Origin of the sequence: Micrococcus sp. HG099, from assembly GCF_024723355.1 — a bacterium.
GTDB classification, from domain to species: Bacteria; Actinomycetota; Actinomycetes; order Actinomycetales; family Micrococcaceae; genus Micrococcus; species Micrococcus endophyticus.
Genome location: NZ_JANQCJ010000051.1, coordinates 1 through 13943, shown reverse-complemented (window position 1 = coordinate 13943; position 13943 = coordinate 1). Strand labels below are relative to the sequence as shown.

Annotated in this window: 13 protein-coding genes; all 13 read right to left on the bottom strand. The window is 74.5% G+C overall.

The features are described 5' to 3' along the window. Positions 1-63 precede the first annotated feature (63 nt). On the bottom strand, positions 64-1284 hold the full coding sequence (locus NWP10_RS06250; RefSeq protein WP_258300250.1) for a glycine C-acetyltransferase: 1221 nt from the start codon (positions 1282-1284) through the stop codon (positions 64-66). Then, positions 1284-2330 (bottom strand): L-threonine 3-dehydrogenase, encoded by a 1047-nt coding sequence (tdh, locus tag NWP10_RS06245; protein WP_258300249.1) that lies wholly within the window; start codon positions 2328-2330, stop codon positions 1284-1286. The genes NWP10_RS06250 and tdh overlap by 1 nt, the downstream gene beginning before the upstream one ends. Before the next feature lie 295 nt (positions 2331-2625). Next, positions 2626-4131 (bottom strand): Asp-tRNA(Asn)/Glu-tRNA(Gln) amidotransferase subunit GatB, encoded by a 1506-nt coding sequence (gatB, locus tag NWP10_RS06240; protein WP_158495022.1) that lies wholly within the window; start codon positions 4129-4131, stop codon positions 2626-2628. Beyond that, positions 4128-5744, bottom strand: coding sequence for an Asp-tRNA(Asn)/Glu-tRNA(Gln) amidotransferase subunit GatA (gene gatA, locus NWP10_RS06235; RefSeq protein ID WP_258300248.1), 1617 nt, complete (start codon positions 5742-5744; stop codon positions 4128-4130). Before gatA ends, gatB begins: the two co-directional genes overlap by 4 nt. Before the next feature lie 6 nt (positions 5745-5750). Continuing rightward, the gene (gatC, locus tag NWP10_RS06230; RefSeq protein ID WP_017488799.1) at positions 5751-6047 is read right to left on the bottom strand and encodes an Asp-tRNA(Asn)/Glu-tRNA(Gln) amidotransferase subunit GatC; all 297 of its coding nucleotides are present in this window, start codon (positions 6045-6047) and stop codon (positions 5751-5753) included. 180 nt (positions 6048-6227) lie between these two features. After that, positions 6228-6788 carry a GNAT family N-acetyltransferase gene (locus tag NWP10_RS06225; protein WP_258300247.1) on the bottom strand — a complete coding sequence of 187 codons (561 nt, stop codon included), beginning with the start codon at positions 6786-6788 and terminating at the stop codon, positions 6228-6230. Then, on the bottom strand, positions 6785-7294 hold the full coding sequence (locus NWP10_RS06220; RefSeq protein WP_258300246.1) for a hypothetical protein: 510 nt from the start codon (positions 7292-7294) through the stop codon (positions 6785-6787). Before NWP10_RS06220 ends, NWP10_RS06225 begins: the two co-directional genes overlap by 4 nt. After that, entirely contained in the window at positions 7291-8208 is a 918-nt protein-coding gene (locus tag NWP10_RS06215) for an inositol monophosphatase family protein (protein ID WP_258300245.1), read from the bottom strand. Before NWP10_RS06215 ends, NWP10_RS06220 begins: the two co-directional genes overlap by 4 nt. Beyond that, the gene (gene ligA, locus NWP10_RS06210) at positions 8205-10640 is read right to left on the bottom strand and encodes an NAD-dependent DNA ligase LigA (RefSeq protein ID WP_258300244.1); all 2436 of its coding nucleotides are present in this window, start codon (positions 10638-10640) and stop codon (positions 8205-8207) included. Before ligA ends, NWP10_RS06215 begins: the two co-directional genes overlap by 4 nt. Positions 10641-10680: 40 nt before the next feature. After that, positions 10681-11442: a PP2C family serine/threonine-protein phosphatase gene (locus tag NWP10_RS06205; RefSeq protein ID WP_258300243.1), complete on the bottom strand. Its 762-nt coding sequence runs from the start codon at positions 11440-11442 to the stop codon at positions 10681-10683. An 11-nt stretch (positions 11443-11453) separates the two neighbouring features. Further along, the gene (locus NWP10_RS06200) at positions 11454-12677 is read right to left on the bottom strand and encodes an adenylate/guanylate cyclase domain-containing protein (protein WP_017489602.1); all 1224 of its coding nucleotides are present in this window, start codon (positions 12675-12677) and stop codon (positions 11454-11456) included. Next, positions 12674-13204 (bottom strand): PH domain-containing protein, encoded by a 531-nt coding sequence (locus NWP10_RS06195; protein WP_258300251.1) that lies wholly within the window; start codon positions 13202-13204, stop codon positions 12674-12676. The genes NWP10_RS06200 and NWP10_RS06195 overlap by 4 nt, the downstream gene beginning before the upstream one ends. A 30-nt stretch (positions 13205-13234) precedes the next feature. Next, positions 13235-13807 (bottom strand): hypothetical protein, encoded by a 573-nt coding sequence (locus tag NWP10_RS06190; RefSeq protein WP_258300242.1) that lies wholly within the window; start codon positions 13805-13807, stop codon positions 13235-13237. Positions 13808-13943: the final 136 nt, after the last annotated feature.

Genomic DNA, 13943 nt, shown 5'->3' with positions numbered 1-13943 from the left:
ACTTGTCGGGGGTGTTTCGTGGAAACACCCCCGACAAGTCGCCCGAAACGGCAGTGCGTGGGGTCAGCCCTGGACGGCCTCGCGGGCCGCCACGAACGCGGCGACGGCGGCCTCCACGTCCTCGGCGGAGTGCGCGGCGGAGAGCTGCACGCGGATGCGCGCCTGGCCCTTGGGCACCACCGGGTAGGAGAACGCGGTGACGTAGACGCCCTGGTCGAGCATGGCGTCGGCCATCCGGGCGGCCAGGGCGGCGTCGTGAAGCATCACGGGGATGATCGCGTGCTCGCCCTCGAGCAGCTCGAAGCCCTCCTCGGTCATGCGACGGCGGAACAGGGCCGCGTTCTCGAACAGCTGCGCGCGCAGGGACGCGGAGTCCTCGACCAGGTCCAGCGCGGTGATGGTGGCCTCCACGATGGACGGGGCGATCGAGTTGGAGAACAGGTAGGGGCGGCCGCGCTGGCGCAGCACGTCCACGATCTCCTTACGGGCCGCCACGTAGCCGCCGGAGGCGCCGCCGAGTGCCTTGCCGAAGGTGCCCGTGTAGACGTCCACCCGGTCCGAGGCGCCCGCGTGCTCGGGGGTGCCGGCACCGGTGTCCCCCATGAAGCCGACGGCGTGGGAGTCGTCCACCATGACCAGGGCGCCGTACTCGTCGGCGAGGTCGCAGATCTCGGCGAGGGGGGCCAGGTAGCCGTCCATGGAGAACACGCCGTCGGTGACGATCACGGTCCGGCGGGCGCCGGCGCCGTCGTTGAGCTCCTTGGTCGCCTCGAGCTGGGCGCGCAGGTCGGCCATGTCCCGGTTGGCGTAGCGGAAGCGGTGGGCCTTGGACAGGCGCACGCCGTCGATGATCGACGCGTGGTTCAGGGCGTCGGAGATGATGGCGTCCTCGCGGCCGAAGAACGGCTCGAACACGGCCGCGTTGGCGTCGAAGCACGAGGAGAACAGGATCGTGTCGTCCGTGCCCAGGAAGCGGGACACGCGACGCTCGAGCTCCAGGTGCCGGTCCTGGGTGCCGCAGATGAAGCGCACCGAGGCCATGCCGAAACCGCGCTCGTCCAGGGCGCGCTTGGCGGAGTCGATGAGGCGGGAGTCGTCGGCCAGGCCCAGGTAGTTGTTGGCGCAGAAGTTGAGCACCTCGCGGGCCTCGCCGTCCTCGGCGCCGGCCGCGGTGGCCCTCACATGCGCCGACTGCGGGGTGGTGATGGCCCGCTCGCGCTTGTAGAGGCCGGACTCGCGCAGCTCGTCGAGCTCGGCGGCCAGCTGGTCCTTGAATGCGTACATCAGAGATTCCTCCAGTCCAGGACGATCTTGCCGGTGGCGCCGGCACGGGCGGCGTCGAAGCCGCGCTTCCAGTCGGGGGCGGCGATCACGTCGGTCACCACGGACTCGACGCGCTCGCGCAGTGTGGCGTTGGTCTGCAGCATGGCGGCCATCGCGTACCAGGTCTCGAACATCTCACGGCCGTAGATGCCCTTGATGGTGAGCATGTGGGTGACCACGCTCTGCCAGTCGATGGCGATCTCCTCGGCTGGCAGGCCCAGCAGGGCGATCTTGCCGCCGTGGTTCATGTTGGCGACCATTTCCTGGAGCGCGCTCGCGCGGCCGGACATCTCGAGGCCGACGTCGAACCCCTCGGCCAGGCCGAGCTCGCGCTGGGCCTCGCGGATGCGGGTGGCGGAGACGTCGATCGCGGCGTCCGCGCCCATGCTGCGGGCCAGCTCGAGGCGCTCCGCGGAGACGTCCGTGATGGCGATGTAGCGGGCGCCGGCGTGGCGGGCGATCGGGATGGCCATCAGGCCGATGGGCCCGGCGCCGGTGATGAGCACGTCCTCGCCCACGAGCGGGAAGCTCAGGGCGGTGTGGACGGCGTTGCCCAGGGGGTCGAAGATCGCACCCAGCTCGGGGGTGACGTGCTCGCCCTTGTGGACCCACACGTTGGCCTCGGGGATCACCACGTACTCGGCGAACGCGCCGTCGCGCTGCACGCCCACGGAGACGGTGTTGATGCACATCTGGCGGCGGCCGGCGCGGCAGTTGCGGCACATCCCGCACACCACGTGGCCCTCGCCCGAGACGCGCTGGCCGACCTCGACGTGCTCCACGAGGTCGCCGACCTCCACGACCTCGCCATAGAACTCGTGCCCCGGGATCATCGGCGCCTGGATCATTGCCTGCGCGGCGGCGTCGTACGCCTCGATGTGCAGGTCGGTGCCGCAGATGCCGGTGGTGAACACGCGGATCTTCACGTCGTGGGCGCCGCACTCGGGCTCGGGACGCTCGGTGAACTCGAATCCGGCGTGCGGGCCGGACTTGTACAGGGCCTTCATGGGGTGGGGAGGTCCTCTCGCGGGGTCTGCGACGGGTGCGTCGGCGTGGACGCGGACGACTCTACTGCCCGGTCTCCGCCGCTCAAAGGTGCCGCCCCTCGGCACCGTCCGACCGGCTGCCGGCAGTGCCGGGCGACGTGCCTCAGACGCGGGCGCTCCCCGCGTCCCTCCCCCACGCATTCGGGGCGACTTGTGGGAGGTGTTCGCGTCGAACACCTCCCACAAGTCGCCCCGAACGGCCTGGCTCGGCTCGGCTCGGCTCGGCCTGGCTCGGCTCGGCTCGGCCGGGCCCGGCTCAGCTCACGCCGAGGCGCTCCAGCACGATCTCGCGGACGCGGCCGGCGTCGGCCTGGCCGCGGGTGGCCTTCATGACGGGGCCGATCAGGGCCCCGACGGCGGCCATCTTGCCGCCGCGGATCTTCTCGGCCACGTCCGGATTGGCGGCGATGGCGGCGTCCACGGCCTCGGTGAGGGCGCCGTCGTCGGAGACCACGGCCAGGCCCTTGGCCTCGACGATCTCCTTGGGGGTGCCCTCGCCGTCGGCCACGAGGCCGAGCACCTGCTTGGCGATCTTGTCGTTGATCGTCTTCGCGGCGATCAGCTCCTCGACCTCCACCACGTGGGCAGGGGTGACGCCCAGCTCGGCGACGGCGGTCTCGCGCACGTTGGCCAGGCGGGCGATCTCGCCCATCCACCACTTGCGGGCGGCCGCGGGCGAGGCGCCGGCCTCCACCGTGGCCACGATCTCGTCCAGCACGCCGGCGTTGACGACGTCGCGGAACTCCTCGTCCGTGTAGCCCCACTCGGCCTTAAGGCGCTTGTTGCGCACGGCCGGCAGCTCGGGCATCTCGGCGCGCACGCGCTCCACCCAGGCGGCGTCCACGTGCACGGGCACGAGGTCCGGCTCGGGGAAGTAGCGGTAGTCGTCCGCGTCCGACTTCGGGCGGCCCGAGGTGGTGGTGCGGGTGTCCTCGTGCCAGTGGCGGGTCTCCTGCGTCACGGTGCCGCCCGCGGCGAGCAGCGCGGCCTGGCGCTGGATCTCGTGGGTGACCGCGTGCTGGACGGCGCGCGTGGAGTTCACGTTCTTCGTCTCGGTGCGGGTGCCGAACTCCGTCGCGCCCTTGGGCATGAGGGAGACGTTGGCGTCGCAGCGGACGTTGCCGCGCTCCATGCGCGCGTCCGAGATGTCGATCGCCTTGACGATGTCCCGGATGGCGGTGACGTAGGCGCGGGCCAGCTCGGGGGCGCGGGCGCCGGCCCCGACGATCGGCTTGGTGACGATCTCGATGAGCGGCACGCCGGCGCGGTTGTAGTCCACGAGCGAGTTCGAGGCGCCCTGGATGCGGCCGGAGCCGCCCACGTGGGTGAGCTTGCCGGCGTCGTCCTCGAGGTGGGCGCGCTCGATCTCCACGCGGAAGACCTCGCCGTCCTCCAGCTCCACGTCCAGGTGGCCGTCGAAGACGATGGGCTCGTCGTACTGGGAGGTCTGGAAGTTCTTCGGGGTGTCCGGGTAGAAGTAGTTCTTCCGCGCGAAGCGGCAGGTCTCGGCGACCTGCGCGTCCAGGGCCACGCCCAGGCGGACGGCGTACTCCACGACCTCGCGGTTGAGCACCGGCAGGGTGCCGGGCAGGCCGAGGTCCAGCGGGGTGACGTTGGTGTTCGGCTCGTCGCCGAAGGCGTTGGGCGCCGAGGAGAAGATCTTCGTGGCGGTGTTCAGCTCCACGTGCACCTCGAAGCCCAGCACGGGGTCGAAGCGCTCCATCGCCTCCGCGAAGTCCATGGTCTGCTCTGCGTGGCTCATGCCCGGCCTCCTGCCGTGGTCGCGGTGGCGGCGCGCTGCGCGCCCTTCTCCAGCTCGGGGGCCTGGGCCCACACGGGGCCGTCGCGGCCGTCCTCGACGAGGCGCTCGAGCGCGGCGCCCGCCTCGTACAGACGCGCGTCCTCGCGGGCCGGCGCCATGAGCTGCAGGCCGTAGGGCAGGCCCTCGACGACGCCGCCGGGCAGGGACAGCCCGGGGATGCCGGCCAGGTTGGCCGGGATGGTGGCGAGGTCGTTGACGTACATGGTCAGGGGGTCGCCCGTCTTCGCGCCCAGTTCGAAGGCTGGGGTCGGCGCGGTGGGCGTGAGGAGCACGTCCACCTGCTCGAAGGCGCGGGCGAAGTCCTCCTGCACGAGGGTGCGGACCTTCTGCGCGGAGCCGTAGTAGGCCTCGTAGTAGCCCGCGGACAGCGCGTAGGTGCCCAGGATGATGCGGCGCTTGACCTCGTCGCCGAAGCCGGCGGCGCGGGTGGCGCCCATGACCTGCTCGATCGTGCCGCCGCCGTCGGGCACCACGCGGTGGCCGTAGCGGACGCCGTCGAAGCGGGCCAGGTTGGAGGAGGCCTCCGAGGGCATGATCAGGTAGTACGCGCCGAGGGCGGCGTCGAAGCTGGGGCAGGAGACCTCCACGATCTGAGCCCCGGCCTCGCGCAGCGCGGCCACGTGCTCGTCGAACGCGGCCCGGATGCCCGGGTGGAACGCGTCCGCGGGCAGGTCGGTCACGACGCCCACGCGCAGCCCCGCCAGGTCCCGGCCGCGGGCGGCGGCGGTGAGGTCCGCCTGCTCCTCGGCCAGGGAGGTGGAGTCCTGCGGGTCGTGCCCGCCGATGACCTGCTGGAGCGCGGCGGCGTCCGCCACGGTGCGGGCGGCGGGGCCGATCTGGTCCAGCGAGGACGCCATGGCGATGAGCCCGTAGCGGGAGACCGCGCCGTAGGTGGGCTTCACGCCCACGGTGCCGGTGAAGGCGGCGGGCTCGCGCACGGAGCCGCCGGTGTCCGAGCCGAGGGCGAACGGGGCGAGGAAGGCGGCGACGGCGGCCGCGGAGCCGCCGCCCGAGCCGCCGGGCACGCGGTCCAGGTCCCACGGGTTGCGGGTGATGCCGAACGCGGAGTGCTCGGTGGAGCCGCCCATGGCGAACTCGTCGAGGTTGGTCTTGCCCAGGATCGGCAGGCGGGCCTCGCGCAGCCGGGTGACCACGGTGGCGTCGTACGGGCTCATCCAGCCGTCCAGCATGCGCGAGGCGGCGGTGGTGGGCTGGCCCTGCGTGACGATGTTGTCCTTCACGGCCACGGGCACGCCGGCCAGCGGGTGCAGGGCCTCGGCCTCGGCGCCGCCGGCGGCGCGGATGGCGTCCACCTCGGCGGCGACGGCGAGCGCCTCCTCGGCGTTCACGTGCAGGTAGGCGCGCACGCCGCGGTCGGCGGCGGCGTCGGCGCGGGGGTCGCCGTCGAACTCGGCGATGCGGTCCAGGTGGGCCTGGACGAGCTCCACGGAGGTGGTGGTGCCGGCGCGCAGGCGCTCGGCCATCTGGAGGGCGGTGAGGCGGACGAGCTGGTCCGCGGCGAGCTCAGCGGTCGCGTCGAAGGTCTGCGTCATGGCCGATCACTCCCCGTCCAGGATCGCGGGGACCTTGAACTGGCCGTCCTGCGCGTCGGGCGCCTGGTCCACGGCCTGCTCCTGGGTGAGCATCCCGGCGGGGACGTCCTCGCGGAACACGTTGGACATGGCGATCGGGTGGGACGTGGGCGGCACGTCCGCGCCCGCCGCGGCCTGCACGGCCGAGACGTGCCCCAGGATCTGCTCGAGCTCACCGGAGACGGTGGCGAGCTCCTCGTCGCTCATCTGGATGTGGGCCAGGCGCGCGAGGTGCGCCACCTGGTCCCGGGTGATCTCAGGCATGGATCTCCTCGTCTGACGTCGTGGGCTGCGGCGTCCGCCGCCCGGGCACGCGGGGGTGCGGGGGCGGCGCTCTCGCCGGATGCGGTTCGGCCCCGAGTCTAGCGGCGCGGGCGGACGCCCCACGCGGGCGCGGCGCACGACGACGGCGGCACGCGTCCGGCGCGCCGCCGTCGGCCGGGCTCAGGCCAGCGGCAGCCGGTAGACGAGGAAGGGGCCGGTCTCGTCGGCGGGGTCGAGGTCCGGGATGACGTCCCGCAGGTACCAGTCCCGCTCGGGCACGCGCACGTAGCCGAGGGCCTCGTAGAGGCGGTGGGCGTCGGTCATGGTGGGCATGGTGGTCAGGGCGATCGCCTCGATGCCGGGCAGGGCGCGGGCGCGCTCCTCGATCACGGCCATCAGCGTGCGGGCGACACCCCTGCGGTGGTGGTCCGGGTGGACGGCGAGCATGCGGAACTCGTACTCCCCCGGCGCGGCGGTCTCGGCCATGGGCGAGCCCAGCGGGGTGAGCACCACGGAGCCGGCCACCTGTCCGTCCACCTCGGCCACGAGCACCTCGGCCCGGGCGGCCCGGCCGGCCACGTCCCGGAGAGTCTTGACGTACCGGGAGCCGGGGGCGATGTGGCCGCCGTCCACGTAGGAGGCGACGGTCAGCGCGGCCACCGCCTCGTGGTCCTCGGGGCGCAGCGGGCGGACCACCGGCCGCGCGGGCGGCGTCGGCACGGTCGGTGCGGTCTCGGTCATCGGGGTCCTTCCTCTCGGGTGCGGGGCCCGCCGGCGGGGCGGGCGTCGCGGAGCATGTCCTTGAGCCGGGAACGGGACGCCTCGTCCGCGGCCGCGAAGTCCTTGCGGCGCGCCCACACGGTGGGGACCGCCTCGTGGGCGTGCCCGTCGCGGCCGGCGTGCAGGCGGTGCAGCACGGGCACCGCGTCCTTGTCCGTCCAGATGTTCACCCAGTAGACGGCGTCCCGCTGGGCGGGGTCCAGGTCGCGTAGCAGCGCCTGGCAGTACTGGCAGCCGGGCCGCCAGAACACGACGACGCCGCCGGCCTGAACATGCGCCTGCGCGCCGGCCAGCGGGCGGGAGCGCACGCGCAGCTGCGGGAGGTGGCGCCAGAGCATCCACAGCATGGCCAGCGCGGCCACGAGCACCACGACGTCCCGGCGCAACGTGCCCCACACGAGGAACACGAGCCCCGCGGAGCCGAAGAGCACGGGCCAGAACCAGGGGTCTCCCACGAGTCGTCTCATGCCGTCTCCTCCTGCGCCGCGGCGAGCGCGGCCTCGTCCACGTCCCCGGCCACGATCCAGTCGGGGTGGGCCGTGCCGTCGCCCGAGGCCGGCCGGCGCACGCGCACCCCGGCCTCCTCGGCGATCAGGGCGCCGGCGGCCCAGTCGTACTCCTGCGTCCCGAACTCGGCGTAGGCGTCCAGGGTGCCGTCGGCCACCATGCACAGGTCCAGCGCGGCCGAGCCGATCCGGCGGACGTCCCCGAAGGCCGGCAGCAGGGCCGCGAGCGCGCGCACCTGCATCGCCCGGCGGGCGGGGTCGTAGCCGAAGCCGGTGGCGAGCAGCCGTCCGGAGCGGCCGGGCACGGGCCCGGTGATCCGCACCGGGGCGGCGTCCCGGTCGGGCACGTCCACGCCGGCCGTCGTCGCGTCCGCGGTGCTGAAGGCGCCGCGGCCCGCGCTCGCGAACCAGGTGCGGCCCAGCGCCGGGGCGGCGACGACGCCGGCCAGCCACCGTGGCGTGCCCGCGGGCACGCCCAGCAGGGCGGCGGTCTCCTCGTCCACCGGGCCGGTCACGGCCACGGAGGTGCAGAACTGCGGCAGGCCGCGCACGAAGTTGGTGGTGCCGTCCAGCGGGTCGATGGACCAGCGCAGCCCGCTGGGCTCGGCGGGGACGGTGGCACCGTACTCCTCCCCCGTGATCTCGTCCTGCGGGCGGTAGGCCACGAGGACCTCGCGGACGGCCTGCTCGGCGCGGCGGTCGTAGTCCGTGACCCAGTCCGAGCCGGAGGTCTTCGTCTCGGCGCCGATCTCCTCCCGGCCCAGGGGCACGGCCGGGTGGTGCCCGGTCCAGCGCCGCGCCAGCACGTCCGCCCCGGCCCGCGCGGCGGCCTTGGCCACCACGAGCAGCCCCGGCACGGTGACGGCGGCGCTCACGCCGTCGCCTCCGCCTCGGCGCCCGCCGCGGCCTCCGCGCCGGACCCGGGCACGCCGTCGTCGCCCGCACCGTCCTCGCCGTCCTCGCCCGCCGGCGCCACCGCCGCCGGGCCCTCGGCCAGCAGGCGCACAAACCCGGCCTCGTCCAACACGGTCACCCCGAGCGACTGCGCCTTGTCCAGCTTGGAGCCGGCGGCCTCGCCGGCCACGAGGAAGTCGGTCTTCTTGGACACGGAGCCGGAGGCCTTGCCGCCGCGCACCAGGATCGCCTCCTTCGCGGAGTCGCGGGAGAAGCCCTCGAGCGAGCCGGTGACCACCACGGTCAGGCCCTCGAGGGTGCGCGGGGTGGACTCGTCCTGCTCGTCCTCCATGACCACGCCCGCCGCGGCCCACCGGTCCACGATCTCCCGGTGCCAGTCCTCGGCGAACCACTCGATGAGCGCGTCCGCGATGATCGGGCCGACGCCGTCGATCTCGGCCAGTCGGTCCCGGTCACCGGCCTCAGCCGCCGCGCGCAGCGCCGCCATCGAGCCGAACGCCGTGGCCAGCGAGCGGGCCGCCGTCGGGCCCACGTGCCGGATGGACAGCGCCACGAGGGTGCGCCACAGCGGCTGCGACTTGGCCTTCTCGAGCTCGTCGAACAGGCGCAGCGTGTTGGCCGTGGGCGCGGACGGCTTCTTCGCGGTGCCGGCGGTGAAGAAGTACGGCTTGAGCGTGAACACGCCCGAGGGCACCATGCGGCCGTCCACCTTCGTGCGGCCCTCGCGCCACACGCGCACCGCGCCGAGAGAGCGCTGCAGGTCCGTCAGCCCGTCCTCGCCGCGCGGGCCCGTGATCTCCTCCGGCGTGCCCGAGGCGAGGTCGAAGATCTGCGCCTCCGCCGTGATGGGGCCCGGGCCCTCGGGCCGCACGTGTCCCTCGTGCTCGGCCGGGTCCTCGCCGGGGCCCTGGACGAGCCAGCGGGCGGCCTCCTCGCCGAGCGCCTCCACGTCGAAGGCGCCGCGGCTGGCCAGGTGCTCGACGCGGCCGGCCAGCTGGGCCGGGCAGGAGCGGGCGTTGGGGCAGCGCAGGTCCACGTCCCCCTCCTTGGCCGGGGCCAGCGCCGTGCCGCACGAGGGGCAGTGCGCGGGCATGACGAACTCGCGCAGCTCCCGGCCCGCCTCGATCGCCTTCTCGCGCAGCGGCAGCACGGGGCCCACGACCTCGGGGATCACGTCCCCGGCCTTGCGCACCACCACGGTGTCCCCGATCAACACGCCCTTGGCCTTGACCACGTCCTGGTTGTGCAGGGTGGCCAAGGAGACGGTGGACCCGGCCACGGTGACCGGCTCCATCACCGCGAACGGGGTCACCCGTCCGGTGCGGCCCACCGAGACCGCGATGTCCCGCAGCAGCGTGTGCACCTCCTCCGGCGGGTACTTGTACGCCGCGGCCCAGCGGGGCACGCGGGAGGTGTGGCCGAGGTAGCGCTGGTCCGCGAACGCGTCCGCCTTGACCACGATGCCGTCGATCTCGTGGATCAGCTCGTGTCGGCGCTCGCCGTACTCCTCGATCACCGCGACGACGGCGGCCAACGCCTCCTCGTCCGCGCCCTCCACCCGGCGGGTGTAGGGGCTCACGGGCAGGCCCCAGCCCGCGAGCGCGTCGTACACCTCGTGCTGGGAGTCCAGCCCGAACGCCTCGACCGAGCCGATGCCGTGCACGAACATGGCCAGCGGGCGCTGCGCGGTGACCGCCGGGTCCTTCTGACGCAGGGCGCCGGCGGCGGCGTTGCGCGGGTTGGCGAACGGCGTCTGGCCCTCCTCCGCACGGCGCGCGTTGAGCTCGGCGAAGGCGGCGGAGGACATGAACACCTCGCCGCGCACCTCGAACTCGGCGGGCCAGCCCTCGCCGGAGAGCTCGTGCGGGATGTCCCCGATGGTGCGCACGTTGGCGGTGACGTCCTCGCCCGTGACGCCGTCGCCGCGGGTGGCGGCCTGCACGAGCCGCCCGTCCCGGTAGCGCAGCGCGACGGCGAGCCCGTCGATCTTCACCTCCACGAGCCAGCGGGGCGCCACGCCGGGGCGCACCTGCGTGAGCGCGTCCGCGGCCCGGCGGAACCAGACCTCGAGCTCCTCGACGGAGAACAGGTCCTCGAGCGAGTACATGCGGGCCCCGTGCCGAACGGGGGCGAACGCCTCCGAGACCTCCCCGCCGACCTCCTGGGTGGGCGAGTCGTTGGACACGAGCTCGGGGTGCAGGGCCTCGAGGTCCTCGAGGCGGCGGTAGAGGACGTCGTACTCCGCGTCGGAGAGCTCGGGGGCGTCCTCCTGGTAGTAGGCGGTGCGGGCGGCCCGCACGCGCTCCACGAGGTCCTCGTACTCCTCCCTCAGGCCCGCGGCGGGGATGTCCTGCGGGTCGGGCTGGGCGGCGGATTCCTTGGCGGTGCTCACCCGGGTCAGCGTAGTCGCCGGGGCGGACGCCGCAGCCGGGTCAGGGGATCCGGACGAGCACGGCGGTGACGTTGTCCCGGCCGCCGCGCCACAGCGCCGCCTCCACGAGCTTCACGAGGGCGTCCTCGAGCTCGTCGGCGTCGTCGATCAGGGCGCGGATCTCCTCGTCCAGCAGCTCGCCGGTCAGGCCGTCGCTGCACAGCAGCAGGCGGTCGCCGGAGGCCACGGGGATCTCGGCGACGTCCACGGTGAGCGGCTCGGGCGAGCCGAGGGCGCGCGTGATGACGTTGCGGCGCGGGTGCACGCGCGCCTCCGCGGGGGTGAGCTCACCGGCGTCCACGAGCATCTGCACGGCCGAGTGGTCAACGGTGAGCTGCTGCAGCACGGGCGCGCCGGCCGGGCGCAGGTAGACCCGGGAGTCGCCGACGTTCGCCACGGCCCAGCGGCCGCGCTCCGTGTCCAGGCAGGCCAGCACGGTCAGGGTGGTGCCGGAGCGCCCGCCGCCGGCCGCCACCACGGCCGCGTCGGCCTCGTGGACGAGGTGGCCGAGCTCCTCGGGGGTGTGGGCCACGCCGGGGGCCAGCACCTCGGGGCCGCGGCGGCGCAGCACCTCGATGGCGGCGGCCGAGGCCACCTCGCCGGCCTCGTGCCCGCCCATGCCGTCCGCGACGGCGGCCAGCACGAGGGGGTCCCCCACGAGCGTCCAGGCGTCCTCGTTGAGCTCGCGGACCGCGCCCACGTGCGTGGCTCCGGCGGCCTCCGGACGCGGTGCGGCGGCGGGGGTCTCGGCGCTGGGCTCCACGGGGTCCTCGTTCAGTCGGCGAGCAGGGGCTGGGCCGACCCGTTGAGGAGCAGGGAGGGGCGGACCTCCCCGACCCCCCGGACGATCCTGGGCGGCTGGGGGACGAGCACGAAGCGCTCGTCCCGGGACAGGGCCGCGGCGGTCATGGCGTCCACCAGCACGGTACCCGGATCCGCCAGCGACGTCAGCCGGGCGGCCAGGTTGACGGTGGGCCCGTAGATGTCGCCCATGCGGGAGAGCACGCGGCCCCACGTCAGGGCGACGCGGGCGGAGGGCAGCTCGTCGTCCGCGGCGATCGCCTCGGCCAGCGCGAGCGCGATGGCGGCGCCCGTCTCCGGGGTCTCCGCGTTGAACATGACCTCGTCGCCGATGGTCTTCACGAGCCAGCCGCCGCCGGCGGAGATGATCTCGGCGCTGAGCGTCTCGAAGCGCTGCACCATCCGGGCCAGCGTGCGGTCGTCCATGGTCCGCGAGAGCGTGGTGTAGGAGACCATGTCCGCGAAGCCCACGGCGCGGGCCAGGGGCAGCGGCGAGTCCGACTCGGAACCGTCGCGACCCTCCTCGCTCGCGGCCAGGCCGGCCTCCACGCGCACGGTCAGGCGCTTCACCGCGCGGTTGAGCTGGCGGCGGTAGACGATCTGCATGGCCCGCTCCAGCGGGGTGACGATCTCGGGGAGCAGGTCGACGGCGGCGCGCCGGGCCTCCGGGTCGGTGAGGCCCTCGGAGACGATCTTGTCCTCCACGAGCGCCTCGATCTGCCACACCACCATGCGGTCCGTCATCTGCCCGATCGAGCGGGCCAGCGAGATCGCGGCGTCCTCGTTGAGGGCGCCGGAGCGCACGAGCTCCAGGACGGACTCGAAGGCCTCCACGTCCGCCTCGGTGAACGCCTTGTGGCCCTCCGGCGAGGTGGGGTAGCCCAGGGCCCGCCAGATCTTGCGGGCGGAGACGGTGGACACGCCCATCCGCTGCGCGACCTCGCGGGCGGTGTAGGCCCGCGGTCCCACCACGAGGCCGGCGTCCAGCGTGCGCATCGCCGTGGTCCAGCCGGCGCCGGGCGGGGGCGCGTCGACCTCCTCGAGCCGGTCGGCGGCGGCCTCGCCCCGGCGGTCCTCGTGCCGGTCCGCGCGGCGCTCGTCGTGCGGGTCCTTGCGGCGGGGCGCATCCGCGGGGCCGGAGCCGTCCGGGGCGATGATGGGCAGCGGGGCGGTCTCCGGCGTCTCCGCACGGCTCATCGGGGGCCTCCTGTGGGGGCGGGGGCGGGCCAGCTCGCGACGCGCGCCTGGCGGGTGAGGTGGGCGAGCGCCTCCTCGAAGCGCGCGGCCTCCGGGACGTCGCGCAGGCGCCAGTGGACCTGGCGCGCGGGCTCCTGGAAGAGGATGTGCAGGTCCCCGGCGCCGGAGGCGCGACGGCGGCGCTGCACGTCGGCGATGGACACGAGCGGCATTGCCGCGTCCGCGCCCCCGCCGAGGCCGGTGCGCTGCACGATCCGGCGGCTGGTCACCACGGTGCGCCGGGTGGCCCAGCGCAGCACGGGCAGCAGCACGCCGGGCAGCAGGGCGAGCACGGCCACGGCCCACGCGGCCGTCTCGAGCAGCGCGCGGTTCTGCGTGAGGATCCCGGGCAGGTCCGGGCGCGCGAGCACGCCCATGGCCAGGCCGAGCAGGAACGCGACGGTCACGAGGACGGCGGCGGGGCGCAGCAGGGCGCGCGGGTGGGTGCGGGTGCGCACCATCACCTGTTCACCGGGCTCCAGGCGCATGGCGGTCACCTCCTGACCCTCTCTGGGCGCTCATGCGCCGCGGTGGACGTCGCCGCGCAGATGGGCCACGTCACCGGCGCTGACCTCGGTATCGATTCTGCCACGGTCCGCTGTGACATGACTCACGCGCAGGGCACCGCCGGGGCCCAGCGCGACGGCGGTCCCCTCCAGCACGTCCCCGCCGGGCAGCTCGGCGCGGACCTCGCGGCCCAGGGTGGACAGCCGCTGCGTCACGGCGGCCACGGCCGGGTGGCGCCCGTCCACGATCTCGGCCTCGCCGGCGACGGCGACCGCGAACCGGTCGGCGGCGCCCACGACGGCGTCCCGCAGGGCGGCGGCCAGCTCCCGGGGCGCCGGCACGGCCTCGGCGCCGATCTGCTCGGCCAGGTCCGTGGCGGTGGCCACGGGCGCGGCGCCGCGGTGGTCCAGGTTCACCCCCATGCCCACGACCACCCCCGGGCCGCCCCCGTCCGCGGCGGGGGCGACGGTGGCCAGCACGCCGCACAGCTTGCGGCCGTCCGGGGCGAGCACGTCGTTGGGCCACTTCAGGTGCGCGGCCGCGCCGAGCCCGGCCAGGTGCTCCACCACGGCGGCGGAGGCCACGAGGGACAGCCACGAACACGGCGTTGAAGGCGCCGCGCACCGAGGCCAGCGGGTGCTCCCGGGGCAGCAGGGTGGGGTGCACGCGCAGCACGGCGCCCTCGGCGCCGTCCGCGGCGCGGGCCCGCTCGGCGATGGC